Raw genomic sequence first — 15,514 nt, 5'->3', positions numbered from 1 at the left:
ATCAGCAGTCTGGCTCATCTAATCAAGGCTTGCGGCGGGTAGGGTCGTACAGCCGCTCGTCGATCTCAAAGGGCGCTGACTGAATCACTCTGCAAGCCGAAAAAAGCTCGTGACGGGGATTGATCAGAAAATTGGTCATGATCGGGACAATCGCGCTGGGCACCTGCACCATCAAACTAGCGGGCTCCCGTAACCAGTCCAGCAAAAATGACTGAGACGGCAAGGGCTGAGCAGTACCCGTAGCGCGCCACCCGGCCGGTAATTCCTCCGGCTGAAAGACGCGTAGTGAATCAGGTACGTCAATGCTTACCAGATAATAGGCCGGAATGCGGGCGGGATTGATATGCACCAGCACTTCCAGCAAACTAAGCGCCGGTGACTCGGTCGTATAGAGCAGCGAAAATCCCTTGGGATTCCAGCGGCCACCGTAGAGAGCGGCTCCCTGGCCTGATAGCGGTTCCTGATGGTAGGCTGCCTGAAGAAGTCGATGGACAACCATCTGAAACAGTGAGGAAGGTCGTCAGGTTAGAAAAAGATGCCGTGCTCGATGCGGCCCAAAATGTCGTCGACCTGGGTAAAACCAACGATCGTCGTCAGCGCCTGCAGGGGCGTGCGGCCATCCAGTTCCGAGAGGGGATAGCGGAGCCAGTCCCGCAGGGCATCCTCCTGTCCATCGTAGATCCGTAGGCCATGCTGAATGATGTTGCCCAAAAGCGTTACCCGCTCGGCGGTGGGGCCGCTTAAAACCGTCTGGCTCCGTAACCGGTGCAGGGTGCTTTCCGAGAGTTGTAGCAGAGGAGCCAGTTCTTTGAGCGTCACACCCAGCTGCTGAGCGAGCTTGTTAAGGTCAGCATCCAGCCCGGTGGATTTAATCTGAACCGGCCGCCTAGCTACTACGCCAGCGGACCGACTTACAGGTGGTTGGGTCACTTTCATCGGTGTATAATTAGCAGTTGACAAGCATATAACTGTCAACTGATACCTATAAGTTCGGACTGCTAGGCATTGACCAGTAGCGATTCTAGAACTTGAGTACGCAGGAACTTGATGCCTACCGGCGAGCTACAGCTAGTGCTGACGATTGATATAGAGGATAAGCCCCAGCGTTGCCAATCCCAGTAGCCCCCAGGCAGTGTACTTAATTAAGGAATTGACCAGATCATCCCGCTTCATGAGCTTGTAAGCCTGGCAGGGATCTGCCGATTTAGCCATGTAATAAGGGGACTGGTCTAGTAATTGTTCCGCCTTCGGTAAATCACCCTGTTCGTAAGCCGCATAAAATCGTCTACGCCATACTTCCAGCCTAAGTTCGCTGTAGTCGGTCAAGTGCGCATCGTTGCCCCTTGAGAAGCGTCTTACCTGAGTCATTGCGCCTCTGTTGCCGCAGGTGTGACACAGAAAGGCACCTGTACCCGGCTGAAGCTTTAACTGATCGGAGCCACAGGCTGAACAGACTGTTATCATATTGATACTAATTAGGTAACAGCTTATAATAAACTGTTACCTAATGTATGCAATTCGTACATTAGTATGCGTTTCTTCTACTTAAAAGGTAGGCTAGTTAGGTAACGGTATCGCGATTAGGACGCCTAACTGACATTGGCGGCTCGGTGGCCTATAGAGGCGATGAGACTAAGTAGACAGTAGGCCAGCACCAGCTAGGTGGCGTGCTTGACAAGGGCGTCAATTCGATCTTCTCTTCTAAGCGTTTATAGGCCTGTTCAAGCCCTTGTCAAGCCCCTGGGATGAGCGGCGCTGTTGCCGGTTCAGAATGGCCTCAGCCTTGATCAGATCCCCTTGTTGGTAAGTCTGGTAGAAGCGCTGACGCCACCGGGTTGACTGTAACCAAACCGGGCGCTTAAATCCGCGTTTGAGCGGCGCTTCTGCCAAGTCAGGGGGCCGCCCGTAACTAAGTATAGCTCGGTGGCAGGCGAGCTGGCTGGCGGGTAGCGTGAGGCGATCCACATCAGCCTGGGGGAACTAAAAGATAAAAGTGGCGATCGTTCTGGCGTGGCACCGGGGGCAAAGGATTGAAATCATACAAAAGCAAAGAGCCCGGCCATTGTTTTGTTGACAGGATCTTCCCTCCCAGAAGAACGATTGACTGGTCAGTAGCAGAAAGTAGCCCAGTGTAAGCTTTCTAGCCACCAGGTAAAATGCTTTGGTGCTCCCTGCTTATCACTATAAACTGCAACTAGTAAGTCAACCAATTGGATAACAGGCTAAGGGGTTGCCTACCACCTACCACCGAGGCTAGAATCTGATCTTGCTAATGAGCCTTAAAACAAGCGGTCCGTTGAGGAGGACTGCCTGGCTTTGGGAAACAGGATGGGAGCCATGTAGCGGGTTGGACTCGTTTTGATGGTGATGATGCCGTCGATGTACTTGAGGTGGAGCTCAATGAACTGGTTGAGCTTGCCTTCATTCTCCAAGATCAGCTGGCGCTGGGTAGCCGAGAAGGTGTAGTGCTTGGCAATCAGATCAGCTACCTGCATGCGCCGCTGGGCAAGGGGTAGCGCGTAGATATTATCCAGTTCAACGTCCAGCTTCTGGCGGGCCTGTTTAAGCTCCTGTTTGGGCTTCTCGGCCTGATGGTAGAAGGTAAACTCGATCTTGACTACGGCTTTTCCCTCCTTGACCTCAGAAAAGGAGACAAACAGATCCGTATAGTCGTTGATCTCCTGGATCACCGGCAGAAGCACCTTCTGCTTGAAGTTGCTGTAGCGGGCGTAGCTCTCAGCCTCCAGAATGACGCGCAGCTCATCCAGGCCCGTGCGCCAGATGCGAAAATCCAGCAGGCGACACAGCCGAACGTAGAGGATCTGGCTGGCCGTGCGACTCAGGGCCAGGGCTTCCTCCCGCTTGAATTTGGTGTAGCCCTTGCCCAGCATGCACATGGCCGGAACCACTTTTCGGTCGACCTCTACGCTCAGAATGCCATCCCGGTAGAAGACGCTGGGAAAGATGGCGATGGTGCCCACCAGCCGGTTTTTGGGATCCAGCGTAGTCATGTGGTCGATGTTGATCACCGACTTGGAGACCAGGTCCTGGGCTAGTGATTTAAAGAAAGAATACGTGCCGATTTTGGCCGTTAAACTGCCCCTACGCCTTCTGCTGGCCTGGCTCCTGAGGGGAGGATCGGCTTGCTCGCCTGAGTCGCTGATATCGAACTGATCCCGGACAAACTGCGGATACAAATCCCGGATAGGGATCAAAAAGACGGGGTTGGTCATGGGGACCGGCACTTCTTCCTCGTGCCTGGTCTGAAACGAGGCCAGCTTGGTAAGAATGGTCCAGTAAATCCGGCGATCGTAGATCGACAGGTGCTTCTCAGTCTTGGCCAGCAGCAGTTCCAGGGGTTCCTGCACGTACTGAGCCAGTTTCTGAAGCTGACTGGGCTCGAGCGCAAAGAGTTCAAACTGCTTGGCGATCTGCGCCCTATCCTTTAACACTGGTTTCTCAGCCATCTAGCCCCTTGGAAGTAGAGTACAATAATAATTACAGGCAACTAGAACGGGTGTATAGTTGCCTGTAATTATTATTGTACTCTACTTCTAAAGTGAGTTAACTCACTGATTAATAAAGCACAGCACATACGAACTAACTATTAAATCAGTAGCGACATGGTGATTATAGATCAGCATTACAAGCGATTTAATGGTTGCCTTTAGAAAGTTAGCCAGCATGGCGAGGGACTAACTAACCACTAAATGTAGCCTAAACAGATCTGCCGGAAGTGCAGAGCGGCCTAGTCAGGGCTCAGCCAAGAGCTTGTGAAGCTAAATCTGGCCTTGTCTCACCCCGGCGATTTAAACGTTGCCTAAGCGATTTAACGGTTGCCTATAAGCGATTTAAACGTTGCCTAAGCGATTCAATAGTTGCCTTTGAGCGATTTGCTGGTTGCCTGAAACGATTCAATAGTTGCCCATAGACGATTTAATAGTTGCTTTTGGCGATTTAAACGTTGCCTTTGCGCGGCAAATAATCACCGTAAATCGGTAGTTAACAATGGTTTAGCGCGGGTTTTTGCCCGGCTATAAGTCATTAAACGCGCGCGATCAAGTCATAACAAGTAAAACTTTTAAGATTGTTTTTGATTGGGGTGGTTGAGTGCATTGTTGGTATGTGGATAAACAAAACTTGAGAAGTTGGTCAAAAAAGTAAGTAGCCCTTGGGGGTTATTTTACTTTGACAGTAACATTATAGCAATTCCTCGTAGCCATTCCCATGAAACCCTCCGCCCGCTCCCAAACCCGCCTCTTGCAAACCCAATTGCTGGAGCTGCTCGAGTCCATGCCCTCGCTGCTGGTTAACCAGCCCGAGGCCTGGGATATCAATGGCCCCCAGCACTTTCTGCGCCAGGGCTATAGGGTCCACTACCTGCCCACTGAGGTCATGGGCCAGTTTGCCCCCTTCGTGGGCCAGAGCTTTGAGAAGGTCAAGCTGATCAACTACCTCCAGCCCGCCGTCAAGCTCACCTACTACGATAAGCACAAGTACTGGCTCATCAAAAGCCCCCAGATCGGGGCCCTGGAGCGTCAGACCGAGATCGATCGTTACCTTTCTCTGCTGGAGAAGCAGCAGGGAAAGCTGCTCCAACGCCAACTGGATATTCTCTCGCCCGGAGGGGAGACCCGCCTGCAGCAGCAGCTCAGCGCCCTTGAGGCCGAGCAGGCCCTGTGGCGCCAGATCCGCGATGAGCCCCAGGCCTGGGAGTTGGTGCTGAGCACCTACTACTCGGAGTACCGCTACTGGTACATCAGCTGGAAGTACCACCTGGAGGAGCTCACCTTCGGCAACGCCACATCGCACCTGCTCTCCCCCATCCGTGATCGCAGCGGGCAGATTCTGGAGACCAAGCTCAACGTGGTCTTTGTGGACACGGGGGCGATCTTGCTGACCCATGATCACCAGCACAAGCAGATTGCCGATTACCTGGCGGGGTTTCCCGTTCGGTCCCACGATCTGAAGGCCCAGCTCTTTGCCCGCCCCATCCAGCCAACCCTGGAGACAGACCAACAGCCGGAGCCTGGCCTGGGCCTTTCTACCCCATTGCCTGAGTCCTGATCATAGGCTGTATCTGGGCTTGTTATTAGGGTGTAAACAGCTTGCCCAGTAGTCAATAATAAGTTTGAGTTGCCGGGCGAGCGCTGGCTGATCGGCAGCCTTCTGGTAAAAGCCCTGAACTGAGGCGTCGTAGGCTTTGCGAATGGAACCGGGGTTGGCCGTGGTCGTCAAAAACACGAAGGGAATGGCTTTCTGGCGCAGATAGTCACTCTTATGAATCAGGGCCCGCAGTTCCAGGCCGTTCATCAGAGGCATGTTGATATCGCACAGAATCAGAAAGGGCTGCAGCGGGGTCGTCTCCAGGTAATCCAAGGCTAACCGCCCGTTGGGAAAGCAGATGAGCTGGTTGGCCACGCCCAAGCCTTTGATGGCCATCTTGATTAGAAACGGATCATCTTCGTCATCCTCAAGCAAGCCAATGGGGCCAATTGTCGACATAGCTGCTTTGCTTACAGGGATAAGCAGCAAAGCTACGCGTTAATGAGGGCAATGAGCAGCCGGAACTAGCCCACTGCCGTACGAGCGTGCGTGGCTAGTGCCTTCTTGATCCTGGGCCGTTTGGGCCTGGCAGGAGCCAAAGGAGTAGGTACTAGTGGTTTAACCGGGGGTGTTGAGGGAAGCGGAATGAATGGGGTATCAGTGTGCATGAGCAGGCAACAGGGCTTTTTATTTAGTACCATCACCTTACCCTCTTTGTTTGATCAGCCCGGCCTTTTTTGCCTGGCCGGTAACCCAGTAGCTGACTGGCTGCGGGGAGTCCGACCTCTTTTACCTTTAGTGCCGATGGTCAAATCAGTGGCTAAGGCGGCTACAAAGTCCGCTCGTTGTTGTGAATATCAATGATGAAGTACTAGTAATAAGCAGTTTAATTTAATTAAATGCTTTGTCTATGCTTGTAGCTACAGAATCAAATTTAGAACTAGTTTTACAACTAAATGTACAACCCTGGTTTATTCTGAATTGACAACATGATCTACACCGTAGGCGGCATTAAAGGCGGCAGTGGCAAAACCACCATAGCCACGAATCTGACCGTGTACCTGACCAGGCAGGGCCGCGACGTGATCCTGGTCGACGCCGATGACCAGGAGTCGGCCACCGACTTTACTTCCTTTCGTCATCAGAGCTTAGGGGGTGAATTAGGGTATACGGCCGTCAAGATCACGGGTTCGGAGCTGAACGCCAACGTAGCGCGGCTAGCCAAGAAATACGATGACGTGGTTATCGACACCGGGGGGCGCGACACGGTCAGCCAGCGCTCGGCCCTATCGGTATCCCAGGTGTACCTGGTTCCCTTTGCGCCCCGCTCCCTGGATATCTGGACGCTTCGCAAGGTGGAAGCCCTGATTGCGGAAATGACCCCTTTCAATCCCGGGCTACTGTGTCTGACCTTTATCAATAAGGCCGACGCCCGGGGCACCTACAAGGAGGATACGGCCGATCTGCTGCGGGAGTCGACTCTGGTTCACTTCATCGATACCCCGCTGGGTAACCGGATCTCCTTTGCCAACGCCTCGGCGCTGGGCCTGGGCATTATAGAAGTAAAACCAACCGATGACAAAGCCATTGCCGAATTGACCAAGCTATATGAAGGCATTCATAAGGTCTTGAAAGACAGTAGTAAAAAGAAGGCAAAAACAACTTGATGGGGTTGTACAGTTACAACTAGTTAAAAAACTATATCTACAACTAGTTTTGGTTGCATATATAGTTGCAGGAAGCCCAGCTGTACTGCCCAAATGATCTGAACGCTAACAACGATGAAGAAGCCGAAAATTGCCATGCCACCTACCCCGCTTAACAACCCGGCGATGCTGGAGGCGATCAATAAAGGGGGATCGGTTAAAGCCGACTTACCCGCCAGCGAGGCCTCGCCCCAGGAAGATAAGCTCAAGTCCTTTACCTTTAAGATCTACGAGAGTGAGCTGGCCCAGATCCGGGATATTCAGGATCAGCTGCCCAAACGCGACCGGATATCGATCCACGATTTTGTGGTGGCCGCCCTCAAGGATAAGATCGCCAAGGAGCGTAAGCGACTCGGTGAATAGCAACTGATTATTCAACTGACTACAGTTGCATAATCAGTTGTAAAATAAACTAATAAACCAGCTGTCTTTCAGGGCCTAACTGGCCTGGCAGGTGATATGGTTCGGGCTGGCGGCTTCAGCCCATTGACCAGGCCATTTCAGGCCTACTACGATGCGTTATCAACTGGTTATTTTTGATTTCGACGGCACGCTGGCCGATTCGTTTCCCTACTTTCTGAAGACCATCAACACCCTGGCCCTTACCTACCACTTTCCCCCCATCCAGCCCGGGCAAATAGAGCAGGCCCGGGGCATGGAGGCGCGCCAGTTGATGAGGGCCGCCCGGTTACCGGCCTGGAAAATTCCGCTTATGGCCCGGGATTTCATCCGGCTTATGGCCACAGACATCCACCAGATTCAGCTCTTCGAAGGCGTAGCCCCGCTGCTGGAGGAGCTGCACCACCGGGGCGTTCAGCTGGCCATTGTTAGCTCCAACTCGGAGGCCAACATCCGGGAGGTGCTCGGATCCAAAACGGCCGGGCTCATTGGCTACTACGGCTGCGGCACCTCGCTCTTTGGGAAACAGCATAAATTCAAGCGGGCGATGGCCCACTGGGGGCTTGGGCCTCATCAGGTGCTGTGCGTGGGCGATGAGGTCCGCGACAGCCAGGCCGCGGCAAAAGCGAACATGGCCTTTGGCGCAGTGACCTGGGGCTACGCCCGGGCTGATGTGCTAGCGGCTCAGCCTGGTATTTTTTTGTTTAAGCGCCTGGACGATATTTGTCAGTTAGTGCTTGGCAGAGGCGCTACGCAGTAGCGATAGGGCAGGGCGTCAACTTATCCCTACTGCGTAGGGCAAGCGGGTTAGATGAGACCTTGTTTATCCACTGTCATCAGGAGTTGATCCGCCGCAGGCATCAATTGGTCAAAATCGAGTTGCGCCTTTTGTCGTTATCTGCTAGATTTATTTATGAGTAGCACCAGCAACCAGCCAGTAGGCGCTTCCGCGCTACCTGCCATCAAGCCGCTTCCCTTCGGACGAGCCTGTCTTTACTTTGGCGCTTCGGCGCTTTGGTTTCGGCTTTGCGTATATCACCTGATGCCTGGGCTATTAAGGGCGGGTGCTGCTCCTTTTTGGGCCTTTATCAGTAGCTACACCCTGGCGCTAACGGCCCTGATAGTTGCTACCTGGCTGGCGCTTCGGAAGGAGGGCTACCCAATCAATTATGCCACCTTTCGAGGGCGACTCCGCTTTGCGGCGCTCACTTACAGGGGCTGGGCCTGGACACTAAGTTTATTTGTGCTTGGGTTCTGCCTAACGGGACTGCTTCTTCCGGCGGCTCAGGTTATTGCCCGGTTGCCGGCATTGGCCCCACCGTCCTTTCTGCCAGCTGTCCTCAATCCGCTGGTGGCCCAGTCCGCTCGTATGACCCAGTTCATGGGCGAGTCCCTGGCGGGACAGTGGTGGCTACTGCTTCTATACGCCCTGTTTCTGACGGTATTCAACCTGCTGGGTGAAGAGCTGTGGTTTCGGGGCTATCTGTTTCCCCGCCAGCAGGTGGTTCACGGATCCAGCACTTGGCTAGTACACGGACTATTGTGGACGCTGTTTCACGTTCCGATTTATCCCTGGTATTTACTTTATCTTCTGCCAACGGCGCTGAGCGTGAGTTACGTGGCCCAAAAAACAAGCAGTAGCTGGGCTGCCTACGTGGTTCACGGCTTGGGCAACGGGTTACTGGTGCTGGTGCCGCTCACCAGCGGCGTTTTAGGTAACCGAATAGAATAGACCGCTGGTTTGATCCAGCTTGGAGCGCTTCTGCAACAGGATAATTCCACTCACCTTGTTTAACTGGTTATCAGCTAGCTACGGTATCGATTAACTGTTTATTTTTGCAAAAATTGATTCCAGGCATACGATGAGCCGATTACTACGCTGGATGACTGACAGGACATTGCTGCGCTTCCGGGTGACATTGGTTGTCAATGTCCTGAGCATAGCAGCCGTACTTAGCCTTCGCCAACTACTAAAGGCTAACTGGCAGCACCCTTTGCCCAGCCTGCTCTACCTTCATGAGGTAAGTCTGGCCAACTGGCTAGCCAGCCATCTGGCTGAGATGGCTAGCTTCCTTATAGACTTGATCTGGCGGCGATTCGCTACTTGAGTAGTGGCAAACCAGCTAGCAGACTCACTGGTAGCTGAAGCCAACTTAATTCAGTTTCTTGACGGGGTTATACCCGGATAATTTTCCGGTGTTTATTGGTCCCTAAGCAAGTTGCTTGCCGGAATTAGTCAGCTTCCCCGCGGCCCGCTGGAGCTACTCCTCAGGCTGAGAGGTTGTCGCGTGGATTGCCACGTAAACAGGTCCGCCTCTAGTAGGTGCTTCAGCCAAAAAAGGCATTAGCCTCACTGCCTATAACTTTCCAATGTCCGCTTGGTTAAGGTAGATCATCCAACTGCTCCTGCCGCACCCGGCAGGAGCAACATTCACTGGACTAATGCGAACCATAATAACTATAGTACGTTTGGCGCTTAGCCTATTGGTAACTACGCACACAATAGCTCAAAGCGTAACGCCAGACAGGATGCCAGTGAGTGAACGGATGGCAAAAGCGCGGGCGGCTAAACAAGCGAAAAAAAGCGCGGCCAACCACGCTCAGCTCACCGCTGATCAGCCCGGGACTGGGGTAAAGATCCAGAAAGCGACACCCGCAGATTACCAGACTCCCATTGACAAGCTTAAAAAGGGCCCCAATGGGGAGGCCGTGCACATAGGGGAGCGAGGTGGCAAGTATTACATCAATAAAAACGGCAATAAAACCTATCTGAGCAGCAATCAGTAGGGCCCGCGGTTAGTAAGAGGTAGCCACTCCGCAGTCAGGGTAGGGTAAAAAAAGACGCGTTTTAAAAAAGGCTACCTGCCTAATACTGGACGTGGAGCGAAGCGGATCAGAACCTTGCTTTGTTGCCCCTTATGGTGGACGGCTGCGCGCAAGCTCCTGATTGGCTGGTTATAAATTGCCCACCTTGAGGCATCTACGCCCCACTTCAGTATCCCCTTAACGCCTGCCCGGTTCAGCCAATAGATAGAGCATTGGCTGGATTGAAGCTTTTTCCTTGATAGTCCGATTTTGGTAGGCAAAAAGGCGACGAGTTGACAGATTGGCAATTGGGCTAATCGGGATGCGTCAAAAATCGAGCTGGTTTGTAGTTAAAGCAACCAGGCAGTTACCTACTCCCGTCTTATGAATCATAGTAGTCCTGAAGCCAGCCGTAGTGATAGGCCAGCAACGCCGATAAGTGAGCGGGTGGCCGATGAGCTGCCGCCTACTACCAGCGACTCAGTAACGGAGCCGATGATGATTATTCCCCTTATGGAGGAGCAGCTCACGGTTAGTAAGCAAATCATTGAGACGGACCGCGTTCGGCTCACAAAAGCGGTTCATCAGCGGGAGCAGACCATCACCGTTCCGCTACTAGCCGATCAAATCCAGATTGAGCGGGTGGTTATGGACCAGGTAGTTACCGCTATTCCCGCTACTCGCCAGGAGGGCGACACAACGATCTATTCCGTCCTACAGGAAGAGATGGTCTGGCAAAAGCAGCTACGCCTAATCGAGGAAATCCGCGTTACCCGGCGGGTGATGTCCTCCGAGCAGAGTCAGACCATTGCCCTGCGCCGCGAGCAGATCACTGTTGAGCGCAGGACCGGACCCCTTACCGAACGTTCGGATTCGCCCGGCGAATCCTCGTTATAGTTTCTTAACTCATAATCAATCCAAAAAAGTACAACCATGGCATTAACAGTCATTGGCGTTTTTGATAACGCCAGCCAGGCGCAGAGCGCCCTCGAGCAATTAGTAAGCGCTGGCTTCGCGCGCACCAGCGTTGATGTGTCGACGACAACTAACCTAGGAAGCGATAGCACCTTAACGGGCGATACGCACCAGAACACTACTGGCACGCGTACGGACGAATTCCTGGATGAGGCCAAGGATACGGGTAGCAGTATTGGAAGCTTTTTTAGCTCACTCTTTGGCGATGATAGTCAGGACGACAGGGATAAATATACTCGGGTGGCCGCCAAGGGATCTATCGTAACGGTTCACGCCCAAAGCGAAGAAGAGGCCGGTAAGGCGGCCGATATACTGGACGAGGCCGGGGCCGTTGACATTGATGAGAAAGACGTTGAGTACGGCTATGGTAGTGCGCCTGCCTCAGGCGTTTTAACCGACACTACGTCTACTGATCAGCCTCTAGAAGGCGATCAAACCCTTAAAGTAATCGAGGAAAACCTGCAGGTAGGCAAGCGTACGGTTGAGACTGGTGGCGTGCGTGTGCGCAGCCGCATTATTGCCAAGCCTGTCGAGGAGCATGTCCGCCTGCGGGAGGAGCGGGTAACCGTTCAGCGCAATCCAGTAAATCGTCCGGCTACATCGGCTGATTTGGATGCCTTTCAGGAAGGCCAGATTGAATTAACCCAGCATGCCGAGGTGCCCGTTGTAGCCAAGACTGCCCAGGTAGTCGAAGAAATTTCGATTGGTAAAGCGGTAAGCGAGCGGGAGGAAGTCATCAGGGACACCGTCCGCAGCACCGAGGTCGATGTTGAGAACCTAACGGCGACGGATCAGCCACGGCAGTCGACCCAAACGGGACTGGACGATGAGGAGGTAACCTACTCGACCCAAAAATAGGTACAGCCCTTAGCTAGGCATTTGTCATGGGGTTGGCCCGGCCTGGTAGTCGTAAGGCTATAGCCGGGCCAACCCCATGACCGTTTTTTGAGGCTGATGGCCCCGGCTCCAGCCTCACAACTAGCTTAATAACCACGCCACATGGCGACTCTCATTATCCTTTTTACTCACGCCTTATATGACCAGTACATTACTAGACCAGTTACGGTCTATTTTTCCCCCTTCGGCCGCCGATGAACTGGCCCGCGTTCTGGGCGAGAACAAGGAATCAACCCAGATGGCCATCCAGGGCCTGCTCCCTACCGTCGCAGGCGGCGTACTTCACCTGGCTTCTGAGCAGGAAGGGGCCCTTAGGCTCTATAAACTGATCACCAGTACGCCCTTTGCGGCTGATCCATCGGTAAGCCACCTTGTAGAAAACGGTGATCACCGGCAAAAAGCGGCTGAATCAGGGATCGATCTGCTTGGAAAACTCTATGATCAACATGTCTATCAGCTGGTGGGAACGACGGCGCAATACAGCGGCATCAGCGTCGGTTCAGCCACGACGCTGACTGGATTAATTATGTCGGTACTACTGGGCTTTCTCCACAAGCAGGTCACTACGCGCGCCCTCACCCAGTCGCAGTTAACGGCTTTACTCCAGGGAGAAACCCAACCCATATGGAGCGCCATTCCAGTTGCTTTTGCCTCCTCACTGGGCTGGTTTCTTGGCACCAATCCCAAGCCTTCTCCCGCGGCTTCGACTGGCCCAGTAGCTCAGCCAGTGGCTGGGGTTAGCGACGAGACTGCCGCTGGTACGCCCTGGTGGCGCTGGCTGCTGTATTTATTGATCCCGCTACTGCTATTGTTTTTGCTGCTTCGGTCTTGCAAAGATGACAAACCCAGCGCAACCAGCAGCCAACCCAGTGCTACCCTCGTAACCACTGATACGATTGCCAGCGATCTGGACGGCAACCAGGGGGCGCGCGATTCGGTGGGCGCTTCAGCTGATGAGCCCCAGGTACGGGTCGGAGTGGATCTACCGGGTGGGCGAAAACTAAGCCTGGTCCAAAACTCATTCACGTATTCATTAGCTAGGTTCCTGGCCACCAAGGGAGGCCAGACGCCTAAAGTCTTTACGTTTGATAACCTAACCTTCGATACCAACTCCGCCGCGATCACGGCTCAGGCCCGGCCTAACGTGGATGATTTGATCCAGATTATGCAGGCTTATCCGTCGATGGCGATCCGAATAGAGGGCAATACCGATAGCACGGGCGATGAAGCCATCAATGATCCCTTGTCGGGGGAGCGGGCCCAGGCCGTCAAACAGGCGCTCATCGATGGCGGCATTGAGGCAAGCCGCCTGAGCACCAGGGAGCGGGGTGATACCAAACCCGTTGCCACCAATAAAACCGAGGCGGGCCGCGGGAAAAACCGCCGCATCGATGTGATTGTAACCAAAGTATAGTGCAAGCTGCCATAGGAAGGGGGCCTTGTGAAGCCAGGTAATGCTACTTGGCTTCACAAGGCCCCCTTCCTATGGCAGCTTGCGCTGATTTGCCTTCAGGGCATGCCTGATCCGATGCCCCAAAGGCAAATGAGTAGTCAAACAAGGAGGTAATAGAGGCGTTTGGCGGCCGCCCTCCTAAAAGGAGCGCCTGACCAGTGAGAACCCGATCAGCAGCATCCCCATCAACACGCTGAGCAGTCCAAGCAGCCTAACTGCTGCCCGTAGCAATATGTTGTTTCGGTAGGCCTCAAAAGAATCATACTGCCGCATGTTAGCCGAATGGGTGCGGCGGAGCTTATCCCTAATCAGAAAATAACGCAGCGCTAGTCCAGTTAAGATCAGGCTTAGTCCGTAGTACATGCGGCAGGGGGGCTAGGTGCACTAGTTGTAACCAAAAGGTAAAGCGACGAGCTATGAAAAGACCGAAAATCAACTGGACGGCTCCGCTGGCGAGCGGCTGGGAAAGCCAGGCGTCGACTGATGCCCGCGGATAAGTGTTCCGCTGAAGACCGTATACTAACTCTCTGTAAATTTGGTACGTAGATTGCTGTGCAACGACTGTTGGGTAGTCTATGGGCGTAAGCAGCCTGGTAGGACAGTCCGCTTCTAATCCATTCCTTATACCTACCGGCCCTCGGCTAAGGGCGCACCCTATGCACCACTCCGATGAGCGGCTGATTGCCCAGTTTATAGTCACCAGGGATGAGCGGTTGTTCACCCAGCTTTACCAGCGCTATTACCGTAAAGTATACGCCTCCTGCTTCCGCTTTATGAAAGAAGAAGAAGAGGCTCGGGACCAGGTCCAGGAAATTTTCGGCAAGGTATTTACCCGGCTGCATACGTTCCGGGGCCAGTCCAGTTTTGCTACCTGGCTGTTTGTGCTGACTCGGCATCAGTGCTTTTCGGCCCGCGATCAGGCAAAACGCTACAGGTTCTTCTCGCTGGATGCGGCCACTAATCACTACGATTTCCTCCAAGAGGAGTCCAGCATGGAGGATCGGTGGATCCAGGCACAGTTGGCGCTTCACCGCCTGCCCCTGCGTGACCAGCAGCTGCTTGAGCGGCGCTACCTTGGCAATCAATCCATCGAGCAGCTGGCCATTGACCACGGCCTTACCCAAAGTGCCGTCAAGATGCGCCTGAAGCGTGCCCGGGATCAGGCCCGGCTCCTGGGCAAGGGGTCTGCACTGTGCCTAGCCTAGGAGATAGCGGGTTGGTCAGCAACCAGATTGACCAACTCGGCTGCACCAACGCTTTTTACTCCGCCATAAATACAAGGTACTGTTCATACGCGCCGTTGTAACGGGCTACAACCTTGCCTTGTTCACTGGCTCCATAAGGCGAGCTCAATGCCTGTGATTGAACCAGCGCTGCGCTGGAACCAGTGGCTTGTCCAGGCGAACCGGTCTTGTTCTGGATTACCAGTTTAACCAGTCCCATCGTGGCTAGTGAGTTGTACCGCAAACGGTGGAAGATCGAGACGTGCTTCAAGTGTCTTAAAACCAATGGGTCCAACTTGCAACAGACAACTACCAAGCAGCCGGCCAAGATTGCCCTGCTGCTTGCTGTAGTTGTCTTTGCCTATGTGCTTTGTTTACTAGAGGGCTTCAGGCAACGCGCCCAGATTCGGCTCAAGCGGTATCGATCGGGGTCTAGTGGCCCTGCTCAATCCTTTTTCAAACGTGGCATTCAGTTCATCGCTTCGGGGCTGGTCGACTTCCTTGTCTTTTTGAGACTGGTTCAACGCTGGCTCGAGGCGGGACCGAAGGAAAAATGGAGTTTTGTCCAGTAGTCTGGGAAAAGAGTCGGAAGATCCACTGCTGACCTTGGGTAAGCGAGAAATCCTGGTTGAGCAGCACCGGGCAAGACCGGCCTAATCCAGGGGTCAGAAGCTCTGGTTGGGCCGGTTTCTCGCCCCTTCCCTGGCTACGGTAGGGCGGGTAGCCACACCCGACTTGTAGTAACCCCCTCTCGGCCCACGAGTGACATAAGCCAGCCAGAGGTAAGAGCGATCCTCCGGCCATGGAGGGCGGGGTCAAGCAGGCTGAAGCATCCGTTCCGAAGCCCTTTTACCCGTTTGCGGGCCGGTCACTACTGAGGCAGTGAGGCAATGGTTCAGCGGCCTGCTCTGCCTATGTAACCAGTGGGTCATATATCACCGGGAAATGGCATTACAATTGTACTTGGCCGGTAGTGCGTGGCAGGGTCCTGTCTGGGATTTGGCCTTCGA

The 15,514-nt window shown here is 53.7% G+C and carries 19 protein-coding genes; 12 read left to right on the top strand and 7 right to left on the bottom strand.

Going from position 1 to position 15,514, the window contains the following annotated elements; genetic code table 11:
* Positions 1-22: 22 nt before the first annotated feature.
* The 4 genes from J2I46_RS31920 to J2I46_RS31905 all read right to left on the bottom strand — a co-directional run bounded on the left by J2I46_RS31920 (position 23) and on the right by J2I46_RS31905 (position 3,467).
* Positions 23-499: an RES family NAD+ phosphorylase gene (locus J2I46_RS31920; protein ID WP_207333174.1), complete on the bottom strand. Its 477-nt coding sequence runs from the start codon at positions 497-499 to the stop codon at positions 23-25.
* A gap of 26 nt (positions 500-525) precedes the next feature.
* The gene (locus J2I46_RS31915; protein ID WP_207333173.1) at positions 526-936 is read right to left on the bottom strand and encodes an Xre family toxin-antitoxin system antitoxin; all 411 of its coding nucleotides are present in this window, start codon (positions 934-936) and stop codon (positions 526-528) included.
* A gap of 132 nt (positions 937-1,068) precedes the next feature.
* Positions 1,069-1,368 (bottom strand): hypothetical protein, encoded by a 300-nt coding sequence (locus tag J2I46_RS31910; RefSeq protein ID WP_207333172.1) that lies wholly within the window; start codon positions 1,366-1,368, stop codon positions 1,069-1,071.
* A 911-nt stretch (positions 1,369-2,279) separates the two neighbouring features.
* On the bottom strand, positions 2,280-3,467 hold the full coding sequence (locus J2I46_RS31905) for a replication initiation protein (protein WP_207333171.1): 1,188 nt from the start codon (positions 3,465-3,467) through the stop codon (positions 2,280-2,282).
* Positions 3,468-4,227: 760 nt separating this feature from the next.
* Here J2I46_RS31905 and J2I46_RS33090 point away from each other — a divergent pair.
* Entirely contained in the window at positions 4,228-5,067 is an 840-nt protein-coding gene (locus tag J2I46_RS33090) for a hypothetical protein (RefSeq protein WP_229380053.1), read from the top strand.
* On the opposite strand, the gene J2I46_RS31895 is transcribed toward J2I46_RS33090, so the two are convergent.
* Positions 5,068-5,505, bottom strand: coding sequence for a response regulator (locus J2I46_RS31895; protein WP_207333170.1), 438 nt, complete (start codon positions 5,503-5,505; stop codon positions 5,068-5,070). It lies immediately after the preceding gene.
* Positions 5,506-6,035: 530 nt separating this feature from the next.
* Here J2I46_RS31895 and J2I46_RS31890 point away from each other — a divergent pair.
* From J2I46_RS31890 to J2I46_RS31850, 9 genes are all read left to right on the top strand, one after another.
* A complete protein-coding gene (locus J2I46_RS31890; protein WP_207333169.1) occupies positions 6,036-6,713 on the top strand; it encodes an AAA family ATPase in 678 nt (225 codons plus the stop codon).
* 114 nt (positions 6,714-6,827) lie between these two features.
* Complete coding sequence (locus J2I46_RS31885) at positions 6,828-7,115, top strand: hypothetical protein (protein ID WP_207333168.1); 288 nt, start codon at positions 6,828-6,830, stop codon at positions 7,113-7,115.
* Between the two features lie 151 nt (positions 7,116-7,266).
* A complete protein-coding gene (locus tag J2I46_RS31880; protein WP_207333167.1) occupies positions 7,267-7,911 on the top strand; it encodes an HAD hydrolase-like protein in 645 nt (214 codons plus the stop codon).
* A 153-nt stretch (positions 7,912-8,064) separates the two neighbouring features.
* The gene (locus J2I46_RS31875) at positions 8,065-8,883 is read left to right on the top strand and encodes a CPBP family intramembrane glutamic endopeptidase (RefSeq protein ID WP_207333166.1); all 819 of its coding nucleotides are present in this window, start codon (positions 8,065-8,067) and stop codon (positions 8,881-8,883) included.
* A 130-nt stretch (positions 8,884-9,013) separates the two neighbouring features.
* Positions 9,014-9,259 (top strand): hypothetical protein, encoded by a 246-nt coding sequence (locus tag J2I46_RS31870; RefSeq protein ID WP_207333165.1) that lies wholly within the window; start codon positions 9,014-9,016, stop codon positions 9,257-9,259.
* 421 nt (positions 9,260-9,680) lie between these two features.
* The gene (locus tag J2I46_RS31865; RefSeq protein ID WP_229380052.1) at positions 9,681-9,938 is read left to right on the top strand and encodes a hypothetical protein; all 258 of its coding nucleotides are present in this window, start codon (positions 9,681-9,683) and stop codon (positions 9,936-9,938) included.
* 402 nt (positions 9,939-10,340) lie between these two features.
* A complete protein-coding gene (locus J2I46_RS31860; RefSeq protein WP_207333163.1) occupies positions 10,341-10,853 on the top strand; it encodes a YsnF/AvaK domain-containing protein in 513 nt (170 codons plus the stop codon).
* A 36-nt stretch (positions 10,854-10,889) separates the two neighbouring features.
* Positions 10,890-11,789 (top strand): YsnF/AvaK domain-containing protein, encoded by a 900-nt coding sequence (locus J2I46_RS31855; RefSeq protein WP_207333162.1) that lies wholly within the window; start codon positions 10,890-10,892, stop codon positions 11,787-11,789.
* Positions 11,790-11,967: 178 nt separating this feature from the next.
* Complete coding sequence (locus J2I46_RS31850) at positions 11,968-13,242, top strand: OmpA family protein (RefSeq protein ID WP_207333161.1); 1,275 nt, start codon at positions 11,968-11,970, stop codon at positions 13,240-13,242.
* A gap of 177 nt (positions 13,243-13,419) precedes the next feature.
* Here J2I46_RS31850 and J2I46_RS31845 read toward each other — a convergent pair whose 3' ends face one another.
* Positions 13,420-13,644, bottom strand: coding sequence for a hypothetical protein (locus J2I46_RS31845; RefSeq protein ID WP_207333160.1), 225 nt, complete (start codon positions 13,642-13,644; stop codon positions 13,420-13,422).
* Between the two features lie 293 nt (positions 13,645-13,937).
* On the opposite strand from J2I46_RS31845, the gene J2I46_RS31840 reads away from it, so the two are divergent.
* The gene (locus tag J2I46_RS31840) at positions 13,938-14,486 is read left to right on the top strand and encodes an RNA polymerase sigma factor (protein ID WP_207333159.1); all 549 of its coding nucleotides are present in this window, start codon (positions 13,938-13,940) and stop codon (positions 14,484-14,486) included.
* 55 nt (positions 14,487-14,541) lie between these two features.
* Here J2I46_RS31840 and J2I46_RS31835 read toward each other — a convergent pair whose 3' ends face one another.
* Complete coding sequence (locus J2I46_RS31835; RefSeq protein ID WP_207333158.1) at positions 14,542-14,724, bottom strand: hypothetical protein; 183 nt, start codon at positions 14,722-14,724, stop codon at positions 14,542-14,544.
* Between J2I46_RS31835 and J2I46_RS31830 the strand changes: the two genes are divergently transcribed.
* Positions 14,669-15,076, top strand: a complete 408-nt coding sequence (locus J2I46_RS31830) for a transposase (protein WP_310589150.1) — start codon at positions 14,669-14,671, stop codon at positions 15,074-15,076. The genes J2I46_RS31835 and J2I46_RS31830 overlap by 56 nt on opposite strands.
* The last annotated feature ends 438 nt before the right edge of the window (positions 15,077-15,514 follow it).

This window comes from Fibrella forsythiae, from assembly GCF_017353175.1.
GTDB lineage: Bacteria > Bacteroidota > Bacteroidia > Cytophagales > Spirosomataceae > Fibrella > Fibrella forsythiae.
This window is presented reverse-complemented; position numbering and strand designations above follow the sequence as displayed.

What these genes read in the sequence shown, in the direction of transcription:
- J2I46_RS31920 (WP_207333174.1), bottom strand. Translation starts at nt 499, where the DNA reads ATGGTTGTCCATCGACTTCTTCAGGCAGCCTACCATCAGGAACCGCTA.
- J2I46_RS31915 (WP_207333173.1), bottom strand. Translation starts at nt 936, where the DNA reads ATGAAAGTGACCCAACCACCTGTAAGTCGGTCCGCTGGCGTAGTAGCT.
- J2I46_RS31910 (WP_207333172.1), bottom strand. Translation starts at nt 1,368, where the DNA reads ATGACTCAGGTAAGACGCTTCTCAAGGGGCAACGATGCGCACTTGACC.
- J2I46_RS31905 (WP_207333171.1), bottom strand. Translation starts at nt 3,467, where the DNA reads ATGGCTGAGAAACCAGTGTTAAAGGATAGGGCGCAGATCGCCAAGCAG.
- J2I46_RS33090 (WP_229380053.1), top strand. Translation starts at nt 4,228, where the DNA reads ATGAAACCCTCCGCCCGCTCCCAAACCCGCCTCTTGCAAACCCAATTG.
- J2I46_RS31895 (WP_207333170.1), bottom strand. Translation starts at nt 5,505, where the DNA reads ATGTCGACAATTGGCCCCATTGGCTTGCTTGAGGATGACGAAGATGAT.
- J2I46_RS31890 (WP_207333169.1), top strand. Translation starts at nt 6,036, where the DNA reads ATGATCTACACCGTAGGCGGCATTAAAGGCGGCAGTGGCAAAACCACC.
- J2I46_RS31885 (WP_207333168.1), top strand. Translation starts at nt 6,828, where the DNA reads ATGAAGAAGCCGAAAATTGCCATGCCACCTACCCCGCTTAACAACCCG.
- J2I46_RS31880 (WP_207333167.1), top strand. Translation starts at nt 7,267, where the DNA reads ATGCGTTATCAACTGGTTATTTTTGATTTCGACGGCACGCTGGCCGAT.
- J2I46_RS31875 (WP_207333166.1), top strand. Translation starts at nt 8,065, where the DNA reads ATGAGTAGCACCAGCAACCAGCCAGTAGGCGCTTCCGCGCTACCTGCC.
- J2I46_RS31870 (WP_207333165.1), top strand. Translation starts at nt 9,014, where the DNA reads ATGAGCCGATTACTACGCTGGATGACTGACAGGACATTGCTGCGCTTC.
- J2I46_RS31865 (WP_229380052.1), top strand. Translation starts at nt 9,681, where the DNA reads ATGCCAGTGAGTGAACGGATGGCAAAAGCGCGGGCGGCTAAACAAGCG.
- J2I46_RS31860 (WP_207333163.1), top strand. Translation starts at nt 10,341, where the DNA reads ATGAATCATAGTAGTCCTGAAGCCAGCCGTAGTGATAGGCCAGCAACG.
- J2I46_RS31855 (WP_207333162.1), top strand. Translation starts at nt 10,890, where the DNA reads ATGGCATTAACAGTCATTGGCGTTTTTGATAACGCCAGCCAGGCGCAG.
- J2I46_RS31850 (WP_207333161.1), top strand. Translation starts at nt 11,968, where the DNA reads ATGACCAGTACATTACTAGACCAGTTACGGTCTATTTTTCCCCCTTCG.
- J2I46_RS31845 (WP_207333160.1), bottom strand. Translation starts at nt 13,644, where the DNA reads ATGTACTACGGACTAAGCCTGATCTTAACTGGACTAGCGCTGCGTTAT.
- J2I46_RS31840 (WP_207333159.1), top strand. Translation starts at nt 13,938, where the DNA reads ATGCACCACTCCGATGAGCGGCTGATTGCCCAGTTTATAGTCACCAGG.
- J2I46_RS31835 (WP_207333158.1), bottom strand. Translation starts at nt 14,724, where the DNA reads ATGGGACTGGTTAAACTGGTAATCCAGAACAAGACCGGTTCGCCTGGA.